Here is a 21,415-nt window from a genome sequence, read left to right as displayed (position 1 = left end):
CACCTCCTATCGGTCCACGTCGCCCATGACCGGGTCCAGGCTGGCGATGATGGCCACCATGTCCGCCACCTGCTCCCCCTTGCAGGCATAGGGGAGGCTTTGCAGGTTCACGAAGCTGGGAGCCCGCACCTTCACCCGGTAGGGCATGCTCCCCCCATCGGAGACGATGTAGTACCCCAGTTCGCCCCTGGCGGATTCCGTGGGCACGTACACCTCGCCCTTGGGGGGGTGGAAGCCCTCGGTGTAGTGCTTGAAGTGGTAGATGACCGCCTCCATGGAGGTCTCCAGGAGGTGCCTGGGGGGCGGGGTGATCTGGGGGTTGGGGTCGCGCACCGGCCCTGGCTCCAGCCGCTCCAGGGCCTGCTTTATGATCTTCACCGACTCCCGCATCTCCCGGATGCGGATCAGCATGCGGTCGAACACGTCCCCGTGCTCCCCCAAGGGCACGTCAAACTGGTAGGTGTCGTAGCCCGCATAGGGGTAGGCCTTGCGCACGTCGTAGTTCACCCCGCTGGCCCTCAAAGACCCTCCGGTGAGGCCCAGGTGGATGGCCACCTCGGGGGGGATGACCCCCACGCCCCGGGCCCGCTCGTAGAAGATGGGGCTTTCCGCAAAGAGGGCCTCGTACTCGTCGATGCGGTGGGGCAGGACCTGCAAAAGCTTTTTAAGCTCGGGCACGAATTCCTCGGGAAGGTCCTCCTTGACCCCGCCGATGCGGATGTAGTTGTGGTGGAAGCGCTGGCCGGTCACCCACTCAAAGAGGTCCAGGATGGCCTCCCGCTCGCGGAAGGCGTAGAAGAAGGGGGTAAGGGCCCCAAGGTCCAGTAGCCCAGTACCCAGGAAGACCAGGTGGCTGGCCAGGCGGGAGAGCTCGTTGAGGATGATGCGGATGGTCTGGGCTCGAGGCGGCACCACCGCCCCCACCAGCCGCTCCACCGCCAGAGCGTAGGCCAGGTCGTGGGCGAAGGAGTGGAGGTAGTCCATCCGGGGCGTATACGTGATCACCTGCGTATACGTCCGGTTCTCCATGTTCTTCTCAAAGCCCGTGTGGAGGTAGCCGATGTGGGGGACGAGGTCCAAGACCTCTTCGCCCGAAAGGGTCACCACCACCCGCAAGACCCCGTGGGTGGAGGGGTGCTGCGGGCCCACGTTGAGGGTCATGACCTCGGTGCGGAGCTCCTTGGGTTCCTCCGCCACCTGTGGGTCCAGGTCCAGGTAGTCCTTCATTTGACCTCCCTAGCCAACCGAGCCCCTACCGGGGTCCTTTTCTCCCCTGGCCTTCTGGAGGTCGGCCCAAAGGGCCCGGTACCCCTTGCGGCTACCGCCCCGGTACCAGGTAGGGCCAGGGTTCTTCCCGGTGAGGGCGGCCCGGAACTCGCTGGGCACGATGAACCTTCCTTCGCGGAAGAGGGTGGGGGTTTCCCCCAGGGGGAAGTCCTTGCGCAGGGGATGACCCTCGAGGTCCTCGGGGGTGAGGATCTTCCTGAGGTCCGGGTGCCCCTCAAAGACGATGCCGAACATGTCGTACACCTCCCGCTCCAGGAAGTTCGCGCTCCCCCAGAGGTCGGTCACCGTGGGCAGCACGGGGTCCTTCTCCGGCACGTAAACCCGGACGAAGAAGCGGCTCCCATCCCCGTCCCGCCACCCTGGAAGGGAAACCAGCTCGTAGACCACCGAGAAGCGCTCGGGCTTAGGGTCCGGGTACTCCAGGTAGTCTATGCCCACGATGTCCGCCAGGTAGTTGAAGCCCAGCTCCTTGTAGCGGGCCATCTCCCCCTTGAAAGCCTCCCGGGGCAGGACCACCCAGAGGTTCCCAAGCCCGTTGTCCTCTATGGCGTAGCCCTTGGTCTGGGCCTCCTCTAAAACGACCTGAAGCCGCACGCCTCACCCCCTTGTCCGGCGCCAGGCGGCCACCGGGGGAAGCCTTTCCCCCCGGTCGTTGTAGGCCTCCCCGCGCACCTTCTTCTGCAGTTGCATCACCGCATAGATGAGGGCCTCGGGGCGCGGGGGGCAACCGGGCACATAGACGTCCACCGGCACCACCGAGTCCACGTTCTGCACGATGGCGTAGTTGTTGAACATCCCCCCGGAGCTGGCGCAGGCCCCCATGGAGATCACCCACTTGGGGTCGGGCATCTGCTCCCAGACCCGGCGCATCACCGGGGCCATTTTCTTGGAGAGCCTCCCCGCCACGATCATCACGTCCGCCTGGCGGGGGCTGGCCCGGAAGACCTCGCTGCCAAAGCGGGCCAGGTCGTTGCGGGCGTCGGTGGAGGCCATCATCTCGATGGCGCAGCAGGCCAGGCCAAACGTGGCGGGCCAGAGGCTGTTGGAGCGGCCCCAGGCCACCAGCTTCTCCAGGGTGGTGAAGAGGATGCCTTCCCTTTCCAGTTCCTGAACGTCTTTCTCAAAGAGGTCCTTCAGTGCCACCGCATCACCCCCTTCCACCACTCGTAGAGGAAGCCCACGAAGAGCAGGAGGGTGAAGCCCAAGACCCCCCAGAACCCGTAAAGCCCCAAGCTTCCCGCACTCACCGCGTAGGGCCAGAGGAAGGCCACCTCCACGTCAAAGAGGATGAAGAGCATGGCCACCACGTAGAAGTGGATGGGGAAGCGCCGCACCTCCCCGGCGGGGTCGTTCCCCGACTCGTAGGGCATCAGCTTGGCCTTCCCCGGCTTCTTGGGACCCAGGAGGGCCCCCACCGCCAGGGCCGCCACCCCGATGAACAGGGCCACTCCTAGATAGATCAGGATGCTCACGTACTCCGCGATCGGCGCCAAGGTCCCCTCCTTTCGTGCATCTCTTCACGAGGTGAGGGCCCAAAACCCTCGAGGCCCCCACCTCAGTTCCCGCCCATCTTATCACCCCAGGTGCAGGGCAATAGGGGTGGACTACACCGAAGGGGAGGCTAATCGGTGTAAGCCATTTGATTATCGGCTGCTAGAACATTACACCCTGGTGTAGAGAAGATCCTTGAGCTTCTGGAAATGGGATAGCTCCAAGGCCTCCCCCCGAATATCCAGGGGAAGACCCAGGCGCTTAAGGGCCTCCTCCACCTTCTCCTTGGGATATCCGGCGGCGGTGAGGGCGTTTTTCAGGGTTTTGCGGCGCTTGGAGAAGGCGGCCTCGAGGAGCTGGAAAAGGGCAGGGTCGTCCGGCACCTTCCTGGGGGTGAGGCGCACTAGGCTGCTCACCACTTTGGGAGGGGGAAAGAAAGCCCCGGGGGGAAGGTCGAAGAGCTTTTCCGCCTGGGCATGGTAGGCCACCCGAAGGGAGAGAAGACCGTACTGAGGGGTGCCGGGTTGGGCCACCATGCGCTCGGCCACCTCCTTCTGCACCAGGAAGACGAGGCGCGCGAAGCGTCCCGTCTGCAGGAGGCGGGTGACGAGGGGGGTGGCGATGTGGTAGGGCAGGTTGGCCACTAGGAGGCTTCCTGGGGGCACCTCCTCCCAGGGGTAGGCCAGGGCGTCCCCGAAGATCAGGCGCACAGGGAGGCCCTTTAGGGTTTCCTCCAGCACGGGGCGCAGGCGCTCGTCCTTCTCGATGGCCGTCACCTCTGCCCCCGCCTCGGCCAGGGCCCGGGTGAGCACCCCTAGGCCCGGCCCCACCTCGTACACCGGCCCCGTGAAGGGCTTCGCCGCTTCCACGATGCGCGTTAAGTGGCTCTCTGAAACCAGGAAGTTCTGCCCGAAGCGCTTGTCGGCGAAAAGGCCATGGCGCTGGAGAAGCTCCCGCACTTCCTTGGGCGAGGTGAGCTTAGGCATGGGAAAGGCGTTTGGCCTCGAGGCGCAGAGGCTCTTCGTAGGGGTGGAGCACCAGGTACTCCCCCAGGTCCAGGGCGTCGATGAGGGCGAAGCGCTCCTTGATGAGGATGCCGTCTTTCATGGGGACGTGGCCGTAGACGCCAAAGCGGTAGCCCATGCGCTCCACGTAGTCGGGGGTGCGGAACCACCAGGTCTTGGGCTCGCTTTGGGCGTAGAAAAGCTCGTCGTAGTCCTGGAGCCAGGGCACCGGGCCCACGTGGGCGAAGTGAACCCCCTGAAGGACCAGCTCCCGGGGGAAGCGGGCCATCCAGGCCCTAAGGGCCTCGGGCAGAGGCTTCCCCCCCATCTCAGGATGGAACTCCAGGTGCTTGAGGTGGCGGTTGCCCAGCACCGGCTCTCCCTTGAGGGCGGCCTCGTCGTGGTTGCCCAAAAGGATGGTCACGTGGCCTTCCGCCTCCTCCTGGAAGGCCTTGAGGCGGAAGAGCTCCCGGATCTGGTAGCCCGCCGCCAGGCGCAGGTGGGTGGGGTCTTGCGGGTTAAAGGGGGAAAGGCCGGTGAGGCGCTCGTAGTCCCGGGGGGTTTTGGGGTGGACCAGGTCGCCCAACAGGACCACGTGGGTCTGGCCCGAGCGCAACGCCTCCGTGGGCCTGAGATGGGCGTCCGCTAGGCCCTCGGCCCTCAGGATGCGCCAGAGGGTGGGGAAGTTTCCGTGGAGGTCCCCGAGGGCGACGACCCTCATCCTTTGAGCAGGGCGCGGAGCTCCCCGTAGAGGCGCTTGGTTTCCTCTGGGGTCTTGCCGTACCCCCCGTATTTGGTGACGATCTTGGCGGCCTCCTTACCCAGGCCCTTTTCCTTCAAGCGCTCCATGAGCTGGTCGATGAGCCGGTAGGCCTCGGGCTTCTCCTCCTCCGGGAGGGGGGCCTCCGGGGCTCCTTCGCCCTCGGGCAGCCTGGGTGGGGTGAAGCGCCCCTTTTCCGAGTCGTAGTCCACCCACTGCTTTTCCAGGCGGTAGAGGTAGCGGCCCACCCCGAACTTGACGGCAGCTCTTTTCAGCGCATCGGAGAAGGCCGCCTTCAGGGAGTCCCCTTCCCCCACGTCCTCCTTGGTCACCCCCAGGACGGTGAGGCGGCACTTCACCTCCACCAGCCGTTCCCGCCGCTCGCCCCGCTCGTCCCTCACCGTGCGCTCGGCATCGGCCAGGACCTCGTAGGCGTCCTGCCACCCCTCGGGGCCCACCACCCGGTCCAGCCGGTCCAAAACAGTACGAGCGTCCACATAGGGGACCACCAGGGCGCGTTTTTTATCCCGGGAGAGGGCCTCGATGCGCCACTGCACCTCGCCGGGAGGGAAGGGTTCGGCGAGCTTTTGCCAAACTTCGTCCATACCTCAAGTTTACTTTAGGCGGCGCTCAGGAGGTGCGGGGGGAGGTGCGGTAGGCTAGGGGCATGCGCAAGGTGCTGGGAATGCTGCCCCTACTGGTGCTGGCCTGGGCCCTCGAGGCGAATCCCTCCAGCTCCATGGAGCTCCGCATCACCGCCACCCTTTCCTTCAACCTTTTTCCCCAGGCGGTGGTGGTGGAGCGCCTTCCGGAGCCCCAGGGGCTTGTGGTGGTCTACCGCTACTCCCAGGCGGAGGCCATCTTCCGCCACCACGACGAGGATCTTCGCCGCCGGGGTTGGGTGCGGGTGAAGTATGAGGTGAAGAAGGACGAGTGGAAAGCGGAGTACCGAAAGGGCAAGGCCAAGGCCAAGCTTTCCGTGAAGGACAAGAAGGGCCGGGTGGAGGTGCGGCTTAAGGAAGGGGACTAGACAAGGCTAAAGCCCCCCGCTACCATATAGGGCGCGTGGGGCCGTGGCGCAGCTGGGAGCGCGCCTGAATCGCACTCAGGAGGTCACGGGTTCGAGTCCCGTCGGCTCCACCAAAAACCTCCCGCCCTCGGGCGGGAGGTGTTCGTTTGCTTCGCCTAATGGCCGGTGGAAGAACCCGGGTTCAGCAGGGGATAGATGCTTTGTGGGTTCACCTGAAGCTGGGTGGGCTGGACCAGTCCAGGGGGCAGGGGGGTCACGTCTATGGTGGCCACCGCCGAGAGCACCTTGGTGTTGGTGGAGTCGTAGTAGAAGGGGTAGTCGTTGGGGCCCGGCACCAGAACCGAGGAGCAAGCGATGGTGACGTCGGTCATGCCCTGGGTGATCTGGTGGGGGCGAAGCGAGGCGCTGGGCAGGGTGTTGTAGCCGCAGTCCACCGCCTGGCCGGTATTGGTCATCACCGCTTCCATCTTGCCCAGGAAGTCGTTTTCCAGGGTGATGGCGTCGTAGTAGCCCTGCCATTCCCCGATGAAGACCAGCCGTACGCCTTCGGAGGCAAACTGCTTCAACACGTGGAACAAGCGCCCAAGGCCGCCACCAACGCCACAATACCCAAACGCCAATGCCGAGAAATGCCGATACGAATGCGCCTCCATTCCGGTCCAATGAGACCAGGATTAGGGTAAACCCGATCCAGCGTTACAGGGCCGTTACCACGTTACCGGCTTTCCAGGAGCCAGTTCACCAGGGCGTTCACCACGTCGTTATCCGCCAGGAGCTCGGGGGCTTCCACCACCTTTTGGAAGAAGGAGCGGACCATTTCCAAGGTAGGGTTCTTCAGCAGTTCCTGGATGCTCTTCCCCGCATAGGGACCCTGGGGGAGGGGGGTGGTGAGTCGGGCGCTGGTGGCCAAGGGAGCCGCTTCCTTAAGAGCCTCCAGGGTTTTTTCCAGAAGAAGCCGGTCCCCGTCCGGGCCCAGGGTTTCCTTGGGGGTGAGGAGAAGGTTTCCGGAAAGGTCCCGCACCTCGAGGCCCAGGGCATAAAGCCTCCGGGCCAAGCTTTCGGGACCCACCTCCAGAGGGATGAGGGCCTGGGCCTCGCCGTAGCGCACCTCCAGCACGTACCTGCCCGGCTCGGGCAGGGTAACGGCGGGGGCCACCTCCTCGAGGGCGGCGGTGAGGGGAGGGAAGCCCAAAGGCTTCCTCTCCTGGGCCACCAGGGTGCCTTCCTTGTAGAGCAGGGTTTGCAGCTCGTGCCGGGGAAGGTAGGGGCTTCCCGTGAGCTTGACCTCGGGGAAGACCGCTTCCCCGGCGTGGAAGGGCCTGGCCTCCAGGTCCCCAGGGATCAGGGCCAGCTTCTTCGCCTCCAAAACCAACCCCCCTTCTTCCCGGTTCAGGGCCCTCCTCGCCGCCTGGGCCAGGGGATGCCGGGGGTAGGTTTCCAGAAAGGCTTGGTAAAGCCCCTTGGCCGGAAGCCCTGCCCGTTCCGCCACGTAGGCCCGGAAGAAAAGGGCCAGGGGCTCAGTTCGCTCCTCCAGGTCCTTTAGGGCCTCGAGGAAGTCCTCCCCCTCGTCCAGCCTCAGGGCCCGGTCGTAGGCGGCCTTGGCTCCCAGGAAGTCCCCGTAAATGGCCTTAAACAGGCCCAGGTTGTAATAGGCGGTGGCGTTGGGCCTGAGCTTCACCGCCTGCTCCGAGGCCAGGATGGCCCTAGGGAGGTCCCCTGCAAGGTAATAGGCCCAGCCCAGGTTGGTCCAGTAAAGCCAGTAATCCGGCCGGAGCCTGAGGGCCTTCAGCAGGGCGTCCCTGGCCTCCTCTCCCTTCCCCTCGGCGAAGGCGGCGAAGCTTACCTCCTCCCACGCCAGGGGAAGTTCGGGGAAAGCCTGGGCAAGAGTGCGGGCCGCTTCCTTCCAGCGGGGGTCCTCGAGGGTTCTAAAGACCAGTTCTGCAGCGGTCTTTTCCAGGACATCCCCCTTAAGGAGGGTTTCTGCCAGCTTAAGGGCTTCCTCCCGCTTGCCCTGGGAGAGGAGGGCGAAGGCCTGATAGGCGGGGGGGAGCTTCCCTTGCCAGAGAAGGAGGAGCTTTTCTGGAAGGATCCCCTCTAAAAGCCCGCTTCCCCGCCCCTCCTTGAGGTCCAGGGCCGATTGGTGAAGGGGATCGGGGTTTACCCCGTGGGCCCGTTCCCTGAGCTCCTCCTCGGAGAGGGAGGGGTAGGGTAGGGAGCTGAACTTTTGCGCCAGCCCCTCCCCCTGGAGCCAGAGCCAGGCCAGGTCGGGCGTGCGGAAGAGGCCCTCCTTGACCCCATCCTCGCGGGCCAGGAAGAGCCTCAGGCTCCCTTCCTCCTGTTTGCCCAGGAGGACCCATTCGGCCCCCGTGGCCGCCTGGGCCAGCCGGGCCCCCGCCCGGGTGTAAAGCCCTCCCGTCAGGTCGTAGCTGTTCCGCCAGGGCAGGTCGGGAAGGAGAAGGGCCAGGAGGGTGGGGGGAGGGGCCTTGAGGCCTTGGGCGAAGGCCTGGGCCAGGCGGAAGCCCTGGGGGCCTTCAAAGGGCAGGACCAGCCCTTGGGCCAGGCCGAGCCCCAGGAGAAGGAAAAGGGCGAGGAAGCGCCTTGGGGTCACCATGGATGCATTCTAGCGCTTTTCCTTGAGAACCATATAGGCGAAGCGGAAGAGCCTGGGGGCCCTTTTCCAACGCTTGGGGTCCAGGCCCACCCGGAGGAGCCACTCCAGGCCAAGCCGTTGCGCCCAGGCCGGGGGGCGCTTGGCCGCGCCGGCCAGCACGTCCAGGGTGCCCCCTACCCCCATGGCCACCTTGGCCCTCAGGTGGGCCTTGTGCCGGTGGATGAAGGTTTCTTGCCTTTCCCCCATGCCCACCAGGAGGAGGTCCGGGGCTTTCTGCCGGATCTCCTCCACCACCCCTTCCTCCTCCTGGAAGTAGCCGTGGTGGTACCCTACCACCTCCGCCCCGAGCCGCCTGGCCTCGAGGGCCGCCCGCTCCGCCACCCCCTGCCTGCCCCCCAGGAGGTAGACCCGGATGCCGGGAGAGCAGCGCAGAAGGGCCAGGGTGAGGTCCACCCCGGTGACCCTCTCCTTGAGCTCCAGGCCCAAAAGCCTTTTGGCGGCCCAGAGGATGCCCACTCCGTCCGGGGTGACCAGCTCCGCCTCGAGGATGGCTTGCCTGAGGGCCCGGTCCTCCTGGGCCCGCACGGCGATCTCCGGGTTCAGGGTGACCACCTGGTGGGTGCCTTCCTCCTTTAGGAATCCCTGGATTCGGGCCAGAGCCTCCTCCATCCCCACAGGGTCCAGGGGAAGGCCTAGGAGTTCTACCCGTTCCATACCACAAACCTCTGGGCGTAGCGGTCCTGGGTCAGGCCGAACTCCACCTTGGGGAAGAAGCGCACCCCGGAGAGCCTGGGCACCACGGGATCCACCCCGATGAGGCTTGCCCGGGCCAGCTCCTCCGTGCGCCCCTCCTTGTGAAGGGCCTGGCCCTCCGGGCTTTGGAAGAGGGCCTCCTGGGGATCGGGGAAGGCCTTGAGGAGGGCGGTGGCCAGGGTGGTGGGGCCATCGGGGGAGAGACGCTTCTGCAAAAAGCCGGCCGCCACCACCGCCGAGAGCAGGGGCTCCGGGGCCCCGGAGGGTCGGAGCACCAGCCCCTTTAGGCCGCGAAGGGCTTCCAGGACCGCCTTGGCGTTGCGAAACCCCGCCACGTACACCTCCTCCTCCCCGGGGAGGAGGCTGGCGTTGAGGAGGGGAGCCACCAGGATGGCCTTTTTCCCCGCCACAGGGGTGCTTGCTAAGTCCACCAAGGAAAGCCGGCCGTGGAAGCCCTCGGGAGGGAAGCCTTCCACCTCGCCCAGGAGAAGGACCCCTTGTCCCAGTTCCTGGGCCAGAAGGCGGGCCACCTTGGGCCCTGGGGCCACCCAGACCTCCAGGGCTCCTTGGGCCAGGAGCTGGGTGAGGAGGCTCCCTGCGGGGAGGACCTCTACCAGGATCAGGGGGCCGCGGGCCGGCGTAAGGCAAAGGTCAACCCGGCACACCCCGCCATGATACCCTAGCCTGGGCGTATGCGGCTTAAGGACTTGGGCGAGCGGGCGCTTCTTGGGAAGCTTGCCCCCATCGGCTATCCCCCAGGGGCTCCCCTGCCTCCTGGGGATGATGCCGGAGGGGTTTGGATGGGGGAGGTGGCCTGGCTTTTGAAGACCGATGGTTTTCTCTACCGGGAAGTGGCCCTCCTGGGGATGGGGCCCTTTGAGGTGGGATGGCGGGGGGTGGCGGCCACGGCCTCCGACCTTCTTTGCAAGATGGGAAGGCCCTTGGGCTTCACCCTGGGGCTTTTTCTGCCCCCGGATTTGGAGGAGGACTTCGTCCTTGAGCTGGTCAAGGGTGCGGCGGAGGCGGCAGGGCGGCTTGGAGCTGTGCTCCTTGGGGGCGACACCAACGCCGGCGAGGAGGTGGCCCTCACCGTTTCCGGCTTCGCCCAGGCGGAGGTTCCCTTACCCCGTAGGGCCCTTCCGGGGGACCTCCTCTACCTGGCCGGGGACCGCTGGGGCAGGACGGGGGCGGCCATATGGGCCCACCACCGGGGGCGTAGCCTGCAGGGCTTCCCGGAAATCCGCGAGGCCGCCTTTTACCCCCTGCCCCGCCTGGAGCTTTTGGCCCTTGCGGGCCTCCTCCGGGGAGGTCTGGACTCTTCCGACGGCCTGGCGGAAACCCTGTGGCAGCTGGCGGGGCTGGGCTTGCGGGTGGACTTGGAAGACCTGCCCTTCTACCCCGACGTCCTGGCCTTCGCAGGGGACGAGGTAGCCGCCAAGGAGCTCGTCCTCTATGGGGGGGAGGAGTTTGAGGCGGTGTTGGTGGTGCCCCCGGAGGCCGAGGCCCAGGTGCTGGCCCGGGCGGAGGCGGCGGGCCTACCCCTCTTCCGCGCGGGGCGGGTGGGGGAGGGGGAGGGGGTTTTCCTCCAGGGCAAGCCTGTGCCCCGAAGGGGGTACGACCACTTCCGCCCCTAAGAGAAAGCGGGTTTCCTCCTTTAGGGTTCTGGCGAAGCGGGGGCTTAGCCTGGGAAGGGCGTGCCACTCCTCCAGGGTGTAGACCAAGGCTTCCGCAGGTACGGGAAGCTCCTCCAGAGGTAGCTGGGCGGCCCTTTGCCAAGGGGGAAGGTCCGCGGCCTTTACCACCAGGACCAGGTCTAGGTCGCTCCCCACCCCGTGGTCCCCCCGGGCGTAGGAGCCGAAGTAGCCTAGCGCCAGGAGGCCGGGGATGGGGTGGCGCTGGAGCCAGGCCCGGAGGGCCGCCTCCACCTCTTCCCGGCTAGGCCATCTGAGCACGGACGAAGCCAAGGATCTCACCGGCATAACGCAAAGCCTCCTCACTCTGCAGGGGTCCGTAGTGCTCTGCAGAGGGTCCCTCGGGGAAGGCATAGGGGTAGCGGGTGGGGATGTAGAGCCCATCCAGGTACCGCGCCTTTTCCACCAGCTCCTGAGGAACCTCTAGGGGTAGCTCCCGGAGAAGCCGGGCGATGAGGTGCCCCCAGGCCTCCTGGCCCAAGTGGAGGTGGAGGGCCTTGACCGCTTTCTCCGCGGCCTGCTGGGCGGCGAAGCAGGCCCACTCGTGCCTTCCCGCCTCCCGGGCGATCCCGGCCATCTCCAGGTCCTTCTCCGCTTGGAGGAGCCAGTCCTTGGCCCGGTTCACCCCTCCAGTTTACCGGCACCGGGCTATACTCCAGGGTATGCGGGCCTTCAAGGCGCACCTTCAGGGCCTCACCCCCTACCCCTACCAAAAGGTGGAGGCCCCGGTGAAGCTGGACCAGAACGAAAGCCCCTTTGACTTGCCCGAACCCCTCAAGGAGGAGGCCCTGCGCCGCATGGCCCGGCTTCCTTGGAACCGCTACCCGGAGATCCACGCAGAGGGCCTGCGGAGGAAGCTCGCTACCCTCACGGGCTGGCCGGAGGAGGGCATCGTCCTGGCCCCTGGGTCCAACCTCCTTATCCTGGCCCTGAGCCTGGCGGCGGAGGAGGTCCTGGACCTCTCGCCCTCCTTCCCCCACTACGCCCACGCCGCCAGGATGGCGGGCACCCCCTACCGGGCGGTGCCCTTGGGGGAGGGGTTTGCCCTGCCCTTGGAGGAGCTCCTCCAGGCCTTCCGGGGCGGGGTCCTTTTCCTCCCCAACCCCCATGCCCCCACGGGCACCCTCTACCCCGAGGAGGCCCTCCGGGCCCTGGCCCAAAGGGCCCAGGAGGTGGGGGGGCTTTTGCTGGTGGACGAGGCCTACCGGGAGTTTGCCGGCACCGACTTTAGCCCCCTGGGGCGGGAAAACCCCCACGTGGCCTTCCTGCGCACCTTCTCCAAGGCCTTTGCCTTGGGAGGGGTGAGGGCGGGGTACCTCTTGGCCGCCCCCGAGGTGGCCCAGGTGGTGCGGGAGGTGCTCCCCCCCTTCGTCCTCCCCGCCCACACCGGGGCCATCCTGGAGGTGGTGCTGGAAAACCCCGGCTATGTGGCGGAGGTGGCGGCCCATGTGCGGGCCGAGCGGGAAAGGGTGTACCGGGCTCTTTTGGCCCACCCCATCTGGCGGCCCTACCCCAGCCACACCAACTTCCTCCTGGTGCGCACCCCGGACGCGGAGGCGGCCTTCCGCCACCTCCTGGCCCAAGGGATCTTGGTGCGGCGGCAGGACCGCTACCCGGGGCTTGAGGGGTGCTTGCGGGTGACCGTCGGGCTTAAGGAGGAGATGGACGCCTTCTTGCGGGCGGCCTTTGAGGTGGCGTATGCGTGAGGCTTTGGTGGAAAGGGCCACGGCGGAGACCTGGGTCCGGGTGCGCTTGGGCTTGGACGGGCCCGTGGGGGGAAAGGTGGTCACGGGGCTGCCCTTCCTGGACCACATGCTCCTCCAGCTCCAGCGCCACGGGCGCTTCCTCCTGGAGGTGGAGGCCAAAGGGGACCTCGAGGTGGACGTGCACCACCTGGTGGAGGATGTGGGCATCGCCCTGGGCCAGGCCCTGAAGGAGGCGTTGGGGGAGGGAAGGGGCCTTGAGCGCTACGCCGAGGCCTTTGCCCCCATGGACGAAACCCTGGTGCTTTGCGTCTTGGACCTCTCGGGCCGTCCCCACCTGGAGTACCGTCCGGAGGAGTGGCCCGTGGTGGGGGAGGCGGGGGGGGTGAACCACTACCACCTCCGGGAGTTTCTCAGGGGCCTCGCCAACCACGGCCGCCTCACCCTGCACCTTCGGCTTCTTTCCGGCAGGGAGGCGCACCATGTGGTGGAGGCCAGCTTCAAGGCCCTGGCCCGGGCCCTCCACCGGGCCACCCGGATCACGGGGGAGGATCTTCCCAGCACCAAGGGGGTGCTTTAGGGCATGAAGGCCCTGCTCATCGACTACGGTTCGGGGAATCTTCGAAGTGCTGCCAAGGCGTTGGAGGTTGCGGGCTTTGGGGTCGCCGTCTCCTCGGACCCCCGGGCGCACCTCGAGGCCAGCCTGCTGGTCCTTCCCGGCCAGGGCCACTTCGGTCAGGTGATGCAGGCCTTCCGGAATAGCGGGTTCGTGGACCGGGTCCTGGCCCACCTGGAAAGGGGCCTTCCCTTCCTGGGCATCTGCGTGGGCATGCAGGTGCTTTACGAGGCAAGCGAGGAAGCCCCTGGGGTTAGGGGCCTGGGCCTGGTGGCGGGCACCGTGCGGCGCTTTCCCCGGGGACGGGTGCCACAGATGGGTTGGAACCAGGTGGCCTTCGGCGGCCCCTTTGCGGAGCTTTCCGGACGGCACTTCTACTTCGCCAACTCCTACTACGGCCCCCTCACCCCCCACTCCCTGGGCCAAGGGGAGTACGAGGGCACCCCCTTCACCGCCTTGTTGGCCAAGGAAAACCTCCTGGCCCCCCAGTTCCACCCGGAAAAGAGCGGGAAGGCGGGCTTGGCCTTTTTAGCCCTGGCCCACCGCTACTTCCAGGTCCTCTAGCCGGATGAGCCTGCCCTGGGCGCCGATGGCGGTGGCGGCCAAGGCCCCGGCCAGGTTGGCCAGCCTGCCCGCCTCCAGGGGGCTTTTCCCGCTCAGGATGGCGTGGGCGAAGGCGGCGGTATAGGCGTCCCCGGATCCCGTGGAATCCACGATGTCCTCCACGGGGAAGGGTTCGATGAGTTCCTCCCCTTCGGGAGTGACCACGATGGACCCCATGGCCCCCACCTTGATGGCCAAGTGGTGGAACCCCTCTTCCCGGAGGCGGGCCACCCCTTCGGAAAGGGAGGAGGCCTCTGCCAGGGTCAGAAGCTCCGTTTGGTTCATGAGAAGCCAGCTTACACCCCGTAGATACCTTAAAAGCTCCCTGCCCGCCACCCGTACCGCCCCGGTTCCCAGGTCGGCGAAGATGGGCATCTCCCGTTTCCGGGCGGCCTCGAGGACCTCCACCGCGTAGCTGCGGCTAGGGCCTCCCACCAGGGCGTAGGCGGAGAGGACCACGGCGTCCGCCTGGTCCAGGTAGCGGGGCTTGAAGAGGGAGGGATCCAGGTAACGGCTTGCCCCCTCGGCGCTCACCATGGCCCTTTCCCCCCCGGGCACCAAGAGGATCAGCACGGAACTGGTGGTGTGGTCGGGGTCCTCCTGAAGGTGCCTCAGGTCCACCCCCACCTCCCGCACCCGGGAAAGGGCCAGCTCCGCGAAGGGATCCTGCCCCACCCGGCCCGCCAGGTAGACCCGGTGGCCTAGGCTCGCTAGCTGTGCCGCCAGGGTGGCCCCGGCGCCCCCCGGTTTCATCAGGGCACGGCGGGAAGGAACCTCCTCCCCAGGTTCCGGTATGCGCTCCACGAAGAAAAGCAGGTCCACGGAAACGTCCCCCACCACGAAAAACCGCATCTTGCCTCCTTCCCACAAGGCACAGGGTTTGCCCTTACTATACCGCAAGGGCCCCGTTGCTTTGGGGGGAGTATACCCCGGGGTTATGAGAAGAATATAACAAGTGGCCTCACAAGGATGGCCTTGTGCTCTTTCTCGCCGTACCGCCCTCCATGGGTGCCCGGGAACATCCCTTGGAGAAGGGATATACTGGGGTCTCCACCTGGGTTCTTGCCCAGGTGGGGTGGTTTAGAAGCGCCGGTCCACCACCAGGCCGCCTTCCAGCTCACCCACCAGTTCCACCTCGTCCACCTTCAGGCCCGTGGCCCTCTGGATGGCCTCCATGAGGCCCGGGGGCACCTTTTCCGCCTTGAGGCGGAGGACCAGCTTGTCCGTGCCCTCCAGCTTCCTCTCCAGCACCACCTGGAAGCCCTTGGGGTCCAGGCCGAAGCCCCCCAGGATGGGGGCGAGCTCCGTGGGGTAGAGCTTGACCCCCTTCACCTTCACCATCTGGTCCGTCCGGCCAAAGACCCCTCTGGGCAAAACGGTGAGCCCTTCCCGCCTCTCAGCGATGGCCAGGTCTCCGGTGCGGAAGCGCACCATGGGCATGAGGGTGCGGCTTAGGGCCGTCACCACCAACTCCCCTTTTTCCCCGTCGGGGACGGGCTTTAAGGTCTCCGGGTCCAGGACCTCGAGGACCGCCATCTCGGGGATCTCCCAAAGCCCGTCCTTCTCCAACCGCTCCCCGGCCACGATGCCCAGCTCGCTGGTGCCGTAGGCGTCCAGGGCCACACCCCCGAGGACGGCCTCCACCTTCTCCCGGAAGCCGGGCACCGAGGTGAAGGGCTCCCCCCCGGCCAGGAGGAGGGCGAACCGCCCCCCCGCCTGGCCCACCTTGAGGGCGAAGGAGGGGTTGGTGACCAGGACGTCAAAGCCGTAGGCCTGGCCGATTTCCGCGATGCGGGCTGCCTCCCCGGGCCCGTGGGGGAAGACCAGGTTCCCGGCGCGCCACAGGGCCTGGTGGAAGAGCCATCCCCCGGCGAAGACGTGGTAGCTGAAGGCCACCAGCACCTTCTTGCCCACCAGGCCCAGGCGGCGGTAGTGTTCCGCCAGGGCCTCCGCCTGATAGCGGAGGTCCTCCTGTGAGAGGTACTCGGGCATCCAGCCCATGAGGGGGCTTGGGGTGAGGTGCATGAGGCTCGCTCCCTCCGGGGGCCTGGGGTTTTCCTTGAGGTAGGCCACCCACTCCTCGCGGGTGGTGAGGGGGAGCTCCCCCAGGTTTTCCAGGGTGACCTCCTCCGGGTGGACTTCCTTGAACTTCTCTCGGTAGACGGGGTGTTCCTTGGCCGCGCGCACCACCTCTTTGAGCCGAGCGTTCCGGTCCATAGCCTGCCTCCTTCCCGCTCCCGCAGGGGACAGGGGGATTATACCGGTTCGGGAGCCTGGGCCAAGGCGAGGAGGTGGGGAAGGTCCTGGGCGAGGTCCTCCCAGGTGTCCCGCCGCAGGGTGATATGCCCCACCTTGCGCCCCGGGCGCACCGCCTTGCCGTACCAGTGGAGGTGGAGGCCGGGGAGGGCCAGGGCCTCCCGGAAATCGGGCTTGACCCCGATGAGGTTGGCCATGGCGCTATGGCCCCTGGGGGCGGTGGAGCCCAAGGGGAGGCCGAGAAGGGCCCGGAGGTGGTTCTCAAACTGGCTTGTCTCCGCCCCTTCTATCGTCCAGTGGCCGGAGTTGTGCACCCGGGGGGCCATCTCGTTGAAGAGGAGCTCCTCCCCCACCTGGAAGAGCTCCAGGGCCAGGACGCCCACGTAGCCTAGGGCCTCCATGGCCTTCCTGGCGTAGGCTTCTGCCTTCTGCTGCAGGGTGGGGGAAACCCCTGGGGCTGGGGCGAGGGAGAGGCGGAGGATCCCCCCCTGGTGGCGGTTTTCCACCAGGGGGTAGAAGGCCACCTCCCCCCCCAGGCCCCGCACCGCCAGGAGGGAGACCTCCCGGTGGAAGGGGACGAAGCCCTCGAGGATGAGCCCCTGGCCCCCCAAGGCGTGGAAGGCCCTTTCCGCCTCTTCCGGGGAATGCACCAGGGCCTGCCCCCTGCCGTCGTACCCCCCCCGCCGCGTCTTGAGGAGGGCGGGAAGGCCCACCCCCGCCAGGCCCTCGCGGAGCTCCTCTAGGGTGTCCACCCTGCGGAAGGGGGGGGTGGGCATCCCCAGGCCCTGCATGAAGGATTTCTCCGCCAGGCGGTCCTGGGCGATCTCCAGGGCCTTGGGGGGCGGGTAGACGGGGAGCTTTTCCGCAAGCCTCCGCGCCGCCTCCACGGGCACGTTCTCAAACTCGTAGGTGACCAGGTCCAGCCCCTCGGCGAAGCGGGCGAGGGCCTCCCCGTCCAGGTAGTCTCCCACCACCAGCTCCCCCACCCCTCCGGCGCAGGCCTCAGGGCTTGGGTCCAGGAAGCGGAAGGAAAGGCCCAAGGGGTAGCCCGAAAGGGCCAGCATCCGCCCCAGCTGGCCCCCGCCCAGGATGCCTATCCTCATCCTTCCTCCCGGGGGTCGGGGTGGGCCAGGACGGCCTCGGTCTGGGCCTGGCGGTAGGCCTGCAGGCGCTCCATCACCTCGGGGTGGGAAAGCCCCACGATGCTGGCGGCCAAGAGGGCGGCGTTCACCGCCCCCGCCTTGCCGATGGCCAGGGTACCCACAGGGACCCCCGCGGGCATCTGCACAATGGAGAGGAGGGAATCCAGCCCCTTTAAGGCCTGGCTCTCCACCGGCACCCCCAGCACGGGCAAGGGGGTGTAGGCGGCGGTCATGCCGGGGAGGTGGGCCGCCCCGCCGGCTCCAGCGATGATCACCATAAGCCCCCGCTCCTTGGCGGTCTTGGCGTACTCCGCCATCAGGTCCGGGGTGCGGTGGGCGGAGACCACGCGCACCTCGTAGGGCACCCCCAGGGCCTCGAGGGTCTCCGCCGCGTGGCGCAGGGTTTCCCAATCTGACCTTGAGCCCATGATGATGCCCACCAAAGGCCGCATCGTACCGGATTGTACCAAGCCCCCTTCCCCGTGGTAGAAGGCGGGGCATGGACGCCCTGGAGCTCCTGAGGCTCAACCTCCTTTCCCCCATGGTCCTGGCCTTCGCCCTGGGGGTGGCGGCCCGCCTCCTGAAGAGCGACCTGGCCTTCCCCGAGGCCCTGTACACGGCCCTTTCCATCTACCTCCTCTTCGCCATCGGCTTCAAGGGGGGAGTGGAGCTCTCCAAGACCCCTTGGGGGGTCCTTCTCCTGCCCCTAGCGGCCACCCTGTTCCTGGGCCTGGCCCGTTCCCTTTCCGGCTACCTGGCGGCCCGCCGCCTCCTCGGGGTGGACCGGGTGAACGCGGGGGCCTTGGCCGCCCACTACGGCTCGGTTTCCGCGGTCACCTTCCTCGCCGCCTTCACCTTCGCCCAGGGGGTGGGCCACCCGCCCGAGGGGTTCCTCCCCACCCTGGTGGCCCTTCTGGAGGTGCCGGGCATCGTCTTGGCCCTGCTCCTCGCCAAGCGGGGCGGGGGAAGTCTGGGGGAGGCCTTCCGCGAGGTGCTCACGGGGAGGAGCGTGGTCCTCCTCCTAGGGGGGCTTCTCATCGGCGCCCTTTCGGGGGAGGTGGGGATGGAGCGGGTGAAACCCTTTTTCGTGGACCCTTTCTACGGGGCCCTCACCCTCTTCCTCCTGGACCTGGGTATGGTGGCGGCTTCCCGCTTCGCCGACCTGAGGCAGGTGGGCTTGCGCCTGCTCCTCTTCGGCACCCTCCTTCCCCTCCTCCACGGCGCCTTGGGGGTTTGGGTGGGGCACCTGGCAGGGCTTTCCCCGGGCGGGGCCACCGTGCTTGGGGCCATGAGCGCCAGCGCCAGCTACATCGCCGCTCCAGCGGCGGTGCGCATCGCCTTGCCCGAGGCCAACCCCAGCCTGTACCTCACCGCCAGCCTGGCGGTGACCTTTCCCTTTAACCTGGTCTTGGGCATTCCCGTGTACCACGCCATGGCCAAGTGGATTGGGGGGTAAGGATGGACCTGGTGCCTTTGAAGCTGGTCACCATCGTGGCGGAAAGCCTGCTGGAGAAAAAGCTGGTGGAGGAGGTCAAGCGCCTGGGGGCCAAGGGGTACACCATCGTCCCCGCCCGGGGGGAGGGCTCGAGGGGCATGCGGAGCGTGGACTGGGAGGGGCAGAACATCCGCCTGGAAACCATCGTTCCCGAGGAGGTGGCCCTGAAGATCCTCGCCCGGCTGCAAGAGGCTTACTTTCCCCACTACGCCGTCATCGCCTACGTGGAGAACGTCTGGGTGGTCCGGGGGGAGAAGTACGTTTAGGAGGGCTGGGCTGCGGGTTTGCGCAGCGCCCACACGCTCCCCAAAAGGAGCACCCCCAGGATGAGGAGGCTGAAGGCTTCCTTGTCCAGGCCCACCGCCAGCTCGGGGCGGTGGAGGGCTTCCTTGGCCAGCTTGTCCCAGCCACCCACCAAGAGCTTCACCCCCGCTAGGCCCACCACCGCGTAGGCCAGGTGCTTGAAGCGGGGGTACCGGTCCAGGAGGGTGACCACCAGGCTGGCCAGCATCCGGAGGGCCAGGATGCCCAGGAAGACCCCGGTGTAGATGACCCAGAGCTTATCCGAGAGGGCCACGGCCACCAGCACCGAGTCCACGGCGAAGGCCAGGTCCATGAGTTCTACCTGGGCCACCGTTTTCCAAAAGTGCGCGGCGCTCACCTCGAGGGGAGGTGGAGCATGGGCCTCCTGGGGTCTGAGGAAGTGCTTCAGGGCCACGTAAAGCAGATAGGCAGCCCCCAGCACCTGGACCCACCAGAGCTTGATGACCAAGGCGGCGAAGAGGAGGGCGAGACCCCTGAGCACATAAGCTCCCAGGATGCCGTAAAAGAGGGCCCTACGCCTGAGGTGGACGGGTAGCCTTTGGACGATGACCCCCAGGATCAGGGCGTTGTCGGCGGACAAGATGACCTCGAGGGCCACCAGGATTAGGATCACCGAGAGGGCACTGGTTTCCATGCACACCTCCCAAAAGATAAAGACCACCGCTTAAGCGGTGGTCTTGCCCGGGCTTTCTGCCCCCAGCCTCCCGGGGTCCGCGCCCGTCTTGACGGAAGGCTGGCCTTGGGGCTACTCCCCAACCGGGGGACATTATGCCACACCCGCGGCGTTTTTGCCAGGACCAGGAAGCCTTTTGGGGAGATGGTGAGGCCGGGCGGGCGGGGTGCTGGGAGAAGGGGTATCCTGTAAAGCATGGACGAGAGGCACCGCGAGGGTTTGCCCGAGGGGCAGGCTGGCTTGCAAGAGGGGAATGCGAACCAGGCGGGGGGCAAAGAGGGTCTGCCCACCAAGGAACAGGTCCTCGAGGCCTTGAAGGTGGTCTACGACCCGGAAATCCCCGTCAACATCGTGGACCTGGGCTTGGTTTACGATGTGGAGATCCACGAAAACGGGGTGGTGGACCTTACCATGACCCTTACCGCCATCGGCTGTCCCGCCCAGGATATGGTGAAGGCGGATGCGGAAATGGCGGTGATGCGCCTTCCCGGGGTGCAGGGGGTGAATGTGGAGTTCGTCTGGACCCCTCCCTGGACCCCAGCCAGGATGACCGAGGAAGGCAAGCGCATGATGCGCATGTTCGGGTTCAATGTGTAGAGGACTTAACTGGTAGTGCATGGGCCTGGCCTGGGCGCACCACCAGGGTGTCGGCGATGAGGTCATGCCAGGCTTGGCGCTTGGGGTGGAAGAAGGCCCAGAGGTAGCCCAGAAGAAGGGGTAGGGCGGCCAGGGTTTTGCCGGGGACCTCGCGGACGAAGGCGGTGAGCCAGTCCACGGGCTGGCCGTCCGTGCGGACCACCTTGAGGCCCAGGGCCATCTTTCCCGGGGTTGCCCCATATAATGCGGTGAAGATCACGTAGTAGGCCCAGCTGGGTATCCAGTTGAAGAGGAGATCCTGGACGAAGGTGGTGGTTTGCGCCAGGGGGTTTATCCCGGCCAGGGCCATTAGGAGGAAGCTCAGGGGAACCAGGATGAGCCCGTCAATAAGGGAGGCCATGAGCCTGCGCCAGGGGCTAGCGATCACCATAACCCTCCTCCCAGGTAGCGGTACTCGAGGCGCAACCGGTTCTGGCCGAGTAGGGAAATTAGCTGCTCGGTTTCCGAGGAGAGACCCAGGGGAAACCCCTCGCCCAGAAGTCCGTCCAGCAGGCCTTTAGGTTTCACATAGCGCACCAGGCGGAACTCCTCCAGACCGGCCAGCTCCGCGGCGCGCTTAGCGGCGTCTTCCAGGTAGCCTTCCCGGTCTGCAAGCCCGAGGGCGATGGCCTGGGTTCCCGAGTAGATGCGGCCATCGGCCAGCTGCCGTACCTTGTCCTTGGGAAGGTGCCTTCCCTCCGCAACCCTGGCCACGAAAAGCTCGTACGCCTCGCGCATGTAGCCCTGGATGAGGGTTCGCTCCTCCGGGGTAAGGGGCCGGAGGCCGGAGCCCATATCCTTGAGCCGGCCTTCCTTAAGGACTTCCACTTGAACGCCCAGCTTGGCCAGTAAACCCTGGACCTGGGGAAGGGCGGCGATGACCCCAATGGAGCCGGTGATGGCTGTAGCGGGGGTAAAGATTTCCCGTGCGGCGGTGGCCACGTAGTAGCCGCCGCTGGCGGCCACGGTGCCGAAGGCAGCCACCAGGGGCTTGTCCCGGGCTAGGCCCTTCAGGGCGCGGTGGATGGCCTCGGTTTCGGTGACGCTACCCCCAGGGCTATCCACGAAGAGGACCGCGGCCCGGATGCCCGGATCCTCCCGGGCCTGGCGGATCTTGGAAAGGAGGTTCTCGAGTTCCTTCCCTGTGGGGATGCTGCCCACTACCTCCAGGAGAACGACTTTTTCACCCCGGCCGTACAGGGTGGTTTCCTGCCAGGGATGGCCGGCCTCTCGAGGTTGGATGAGGCGCCCTAGGCCTACCACGAGAAAGACCACCATTACGAAGAGGAGAAGGGCTAGCCAACGCTTTCGGTTCATGGTTCCAAGGTAGCACAAGGGTA

At 66.6% G+C, this 21,415-nt stretch carries 27 protein-coding genes, 1 tRNA gene and 1 pseudogene; 9 read left to right on the top strand and 20 right to left on the bottom strand.

What is annotated here, in order from left to right; translation table 11 throughout:
* Positions 1–6 precede the first annotated feature (6 nt).
* From nuoD to L1087_RS08470, 7 genes are all read right to left on the bottom strand, one after another.
* Positions 7–1,227, bottom strand: a complete 1,221-nt coding sequence (gene nuoD, locus L1087_RS08500; protein ID WP_234558488.1) for an NADH dehydrogenase (quinone) subunit D — start codon at positions 1,225–1,227, stop codon at positions 7–9.
* A 9-nt stretch (positions 1,228–1,236) separates the two neighbouring features.
* Positions 1,237–1,881 (bottom strand): NADH-quinone oxidoreductase subunit C, encoded by a 645-nt coding sequence (locus tag L1087_RS08495; protein ID WP_038043186.1) that lies wholly within the window; start codon positions 1,879–1,881, stop codon positions 1,237–1,239.
* 3 nt (positions 1,882–1,884) lie between these two features.
* Complete coding sequence (locus tag L1087_RS08490) at positions 1,885–2,430, bottom strand: NuoB/complex I 20 kDa subunit family protein (RefSeq protein WP_038043184.1); 546 nt, start codon at positions 2,428–2,430, stop codon at positions 1,885–1,887.
* Positions 2,421–2,780 (bottom strand): NADH-quinone oxidoreductase subunit A, encoded by a 360-nt coding sequence (locus L1087_RS08485; RefSeq protein ID WP_234558487.1) that lies wholly within the window; start codon positions 2,778–2,780, stop codon positions 2,421–2,423. The genes L1087_RS08490 and L1087_RS08485 overlap by 10 nt, the downstream gene beginning before the upstream one ends.
* A 168-nt stretch (positions 2,781–2,948) precedes the next feature.
* A complete protein-coding gene (gene rsmA, locus L1087_RS08480) occupies positions 2,949–3,764 on the bottom strand; it encodes a 16S rRNA (adenine(1518)-N(6)/adenine(1519)-N(6))-dimethyltransferase RsmA (protein WP_234558486.1) in 816 nt (271 codons plus the stop codon).
* Positions 3,757–4,503: a metallophosphoesterase gene (locus L1087_RS08475; RefSeq protein ID WP_135343213.1), complete on the bottom strand. Its 747-nt coding sequence runs from the start codon at positions 4,501–4,503 to the stop codon at positions 3,757–3,759. Before L1087_RS08475 ends, rsmA begins: the two co-directional genes overlap by 8 nt.
* Positions 4,500–5,147: a Rad52/Rad22 family DNA repair protein gene (locus L1087_RS08470; protein ID WP_234558485.1), complete on the bottom strand. Its 648-nt coding sequence runs from the start codon at positions 5,145–5,147 to the stop codon at positions 4,500–4,502. Before L1087_RS08470 ends, L1087_RS08475 begins: the two co-directional genes overlap by 4 nt.
* Positions 5,148–5,209: 62 nt before the next feature.
* Between L1087_RS08470 and L1087_RS08465 the strand changes: the two genes are divergently transcribed.
* A complete protein-coding gene (locus L1087_RS08465) occupies positions 5,210–5,572 on the top strand; it encodes a hypothetical protein (RefSeq protein ID WP_135260708.1) in 363 nt (120 codons plus the stop codon).
* A gap of 37 nt (positions 5,573–5,609) precedes the next feature.
* A tRNA-Ala gene (locus L1087_RS08460) sits at positions 5,610–5,685 on the top strand.
* Between the two features lie 42 nt (positions 5,686–5,727).
* Here the strand turns inward: L1087_RS08460 and L1087_RS08455 are convergent.
* The 4 genes from L1087_RS08455 to L1087_RS08440 form a co-directional block, all read right to left on the bottom strand.
* Positions 5,728–6,150 carry a hypothetical protein gene (locus tag L1087_RS08455; protein ID WP_234558484.1) on the bottom strand — a complete coding sequence of 141 codons (423 nt, stop codon included), beginning with the start codon at positions 6,148–6,150 and terminating at the stop codon, positions 5,728–5,730.
* A gap of 137 nt (positions 6,151–6,287) precedes the next feature.
* A complete protein-coding gene (locus L1087_RS08450; protein ID WP_234558482.1) occupies positions 6,288–8,183 on the bottom strand; it encodes a tetratricopeptide repeat protein in 1,896 nt (631 codons plus the stop codon).
* Between the two features lie 9 nt (positions 8,184–8,192).
* Positions 8,193–8,897 (bottom strand): WecB/TagA/CpsF family glycosyltransferase, encoded by a 705-nt coding sequence (locus L1087_RS08445; protein WP_234558480.1) that lies wholly within the window; start codon positions 8,895–8,897, stop codon positions 8,193–8,195.
* Complete coding sequence (locus L1087_RS08440; protein ID WP_234558477.1) at positions 8,885–9,601, bottom strand: 2-phosphosulfolactate phosphatase; 717 nt, start codon at positions 9,599–9,601, stop codon at positions 8,885–8,887. Before L1087_RS08440 ends, L1087_RS08445 begins: the two co-directional genes overlap by 13 nt.
* Positions 9,602–9,628: 27 nt before the next feature.
* Between L1087_RS08440 and L1087_RS08435 the strand changes: the two genes are divergently transcribed.
* A complete protein-coding gene (locus L1087_RS08435; RefSeq protein WP_234558475.1) occupies positions 9,629–10,570 on the top strand; it encodes a thiamine-phosphate kinase in 942 nt (313 codons plus the stop codon).
* Here the strand turns inward: L1087_RS08435 and L1087_RS08430 are convergent.
* Positions 10,568–10,915: pseudogene (locus L1087_RS08430) on the bottom strand (nucleotidyltransferase domain-containing protein); the annotation flags it as partial. The gene L1087_RS08435 and the pseudogene L1087_RS08430 sit on opposite strands and share 3 nt — an antisense overlap.
* Positions 10,872–11,252 (bottom strand): HEPN domain-containing protein, encoded by a 381-nt coding sequence (locus L1087_RS08425; protein ID WP_234558472.1) that lies wholly within the window; start codon positions 11,250–11,252, stop codon positions 10,872–10,874. The gene L1087_RS08425 and the pseudogene L1087_RS08430, both read right to left, overlap by 44 nt.
* 37 nt (positions 11,253–11,289) lie before the next feature.
* Between L1087_RS08425 and L1087_RS08420 the strand changes: the two genes are divergently transcribed.
* The 3 genes from L1087_RS08420 to hisH are packed head-to-tail and all read left to right on the top strand — an operon-like array spanning position 11,290 to position 13,510.
* Positions 11,290–12,333: a pyridoxal phosphate-dependent aminotransferase gene (locus tag L1087_RS08420; protein ID WP_234558469.1), complete on the top strand. Its 1,044-nt coding sequence runs from the start codon at positions 11,290–11,292 to the stop codon at positions 12,331–12,333.
* On the top strand, positions 12,326–12,910 hold the full coding sequence (gene hisB / locus L1087_RS08415; protein WP_234558468.1) for an imidazoleglycerol-phosphate dehydratase HisB: 585 nt from the start codon (positions 12,326–12,328) through the stop codon (positions 12,908–12,910). Before L1087_RS08420 ends, hisB begins: the two co-directional genes overlap by 8 nt.
* A 3-nt stretch (positions 12,911–12,913) precedes the next feature.
* The gene (gene hisH, locus L1087_RS08410; protein ID WP_135260853.1) at positions 12,914–13,510 is read left to right on the top strand and encodes an imidazole glycerol phosphate synthase subunit HisH; all 597 of its coding nucleotides are present in this window, start codon (positions 12,914–12,916) and stop codon (positions 13,508–13,510) included.
* Here hisH and L1087_RS08405 read toward each other — a convergent pair.
* The 4 genes from L1087_RS08405 to purE form a co-directional block, all read right to left on the bottom strand.
* Positions 13,475–14,401: a carbohydrate kinase family protein gene (locus L1087_RS08405; RefSeq protein WP_038043147.1), complete on the bottom strand. Its 927-nt coding sequence runs from the start codon at positions 14,399–14,401 to the stop codon at positions 13,475–13,477. The genes hisH and L1087_RS08405 overlap by 36 nt on opposite strands.
* A gap of 228 nt (positions 14,402–14,629) precedes the next feature.
* Positions 14,630–15,766, bottom strand: a complete 1,137-nt coding sequence (locus L1087_RS08400) for a phenylacetate--CoA ligase family protein (RefSeq protein ID WP_234558467.1) — start codon at positions 15,764–15,766, stop codon at positions 14,630–14,632.
* Positions 15,767–15,804: 38 nt separating this feature from the next.
* On the bottom strand, positions 15,805–16,908 hold the full coding sequence (locus tag L1087_RS08395) for a 5-(carboxyamino)imidazole ribonucleotide synthase (RefSeq protein WP_234558466.1): 1,104 nt from the start codon (positions 16,906–16,908) through the stop codon (positions 15,805–15,807).
* Positions 16,905–17,399, bottom strand: coding sequence for a 5-(carboxyamino)imidazole ribonucleotide mutase (gene purE, locus L1087_RS08390; protein WP_234558465.1), 495 nt, complete (start codon positions 17,397–17,399; stop codon positions 16,905–16,907). The genes L1087_RS08395 and purE overlap by 4 nt, the downstream gene beginning before the upstream one ends.
* A gap of 47 nt (positions 17,400–17,446) precedes the next feature.
* On the opposite strand from purE, the gene L1087_RS08385 reads away from it, so the two are divergent.
* The gene (locus L1087_RS08385) at positions 17,447–18,403 is read left to right on the top strand and encodes a sodium-dependent bicarbonate transport family permease (protein ID WP_234558464.1); all 957 of its coding nucleotides are present in this window, start codon (positions 17,447–17,449) and stop codon (positions 18,401–18,403) included.
* Between the two features lie 2 nt (positions 18,404–18,405).
* Positions 18,406–18,708 (top strand): P-II family nitrogen regulator, encoded by a 303-nt coding sequence (locus L1087_RS08380; protein ID WP_234558463.1) that lies wholly within the window; start codon positions 18,406–18,408, stop codon positions 18,706–18,708.
* On the opposite strand, the gene L1087_RS08375 is transcribed toward L1087_RS08380, so the two are convergent.
* On the bottom strand, positions 18,705–19,400 hold the full coding sequence (locus L1087_RS08375; protein ID WP_234558461.1) for a TerC family protein: 696 nt from the start codon (positions 19,398–19,400) through the stop codon (positions 18,705–18,707). The genes L1087_RS08380 and L1087_RS08375 overlap by 4 nt on opposite strands.
* A 234-nt stretch (positions 19,401–19,634) precedes the next feature.
* Here L1087_RS08375 and L1087_RS08370 point away from each other — a divergent pair, with 234 nt between their 5' ends.
* Complete coding sequence (locus tag L1087_RS08370; protein ID WP_015716540.1) at positions 19,635–20,036, top strand: metal-sulfur cluster assembly factor; 402 nt, start codon at positions 19,635–19,637, stop codon at positions 20,034–20,036.
* On the opposite strand, the gene L1087_RS08365 is transcribed toward L1087_RS08370, so the two are convergent.
* Positions 20,026–20,466: an RDD family protein gene (locus L1087_RS08365; RefSeq protein WP_234558459.1), complete on the bottom strand. Its 441-nt coding sequence runs from the start codon at positions 20,464–20,466 to the stop codon at positions 20,026–20,028. The genes L1087_RS08370 and L1087_RS08365 overlap by 11 nt on opposite strands.
* Complete coding sequence (sppA, locus tag L1087_RS08360; RefSeq protein ID WP_234558457.1) at positions 20,460–21,392, bottom strand: signal peptide peptidase SppA; 933 nt, start codon at positions 21,390–21,392, stop codon at positions 20,460–20,462. The genes L1087_RS08365 and sppA overlap by 7 nt, the downstream gene beginning before the upstream one ends.
* Between the last annotated feature and the right edge of the window lie 23 nt (positions 21,393–21,415).

Source organism: Thermus tengchongensis, assembly GCF_021462405.1.
GTDB lineage: Bacteria > Deinococcota > Deinococci > Deinococcales > Thermaceae > Thermus > Thermus tengchongensis.
This window is presented reverse-complemented; position numbering and strand designations above follow the sequence as displayed.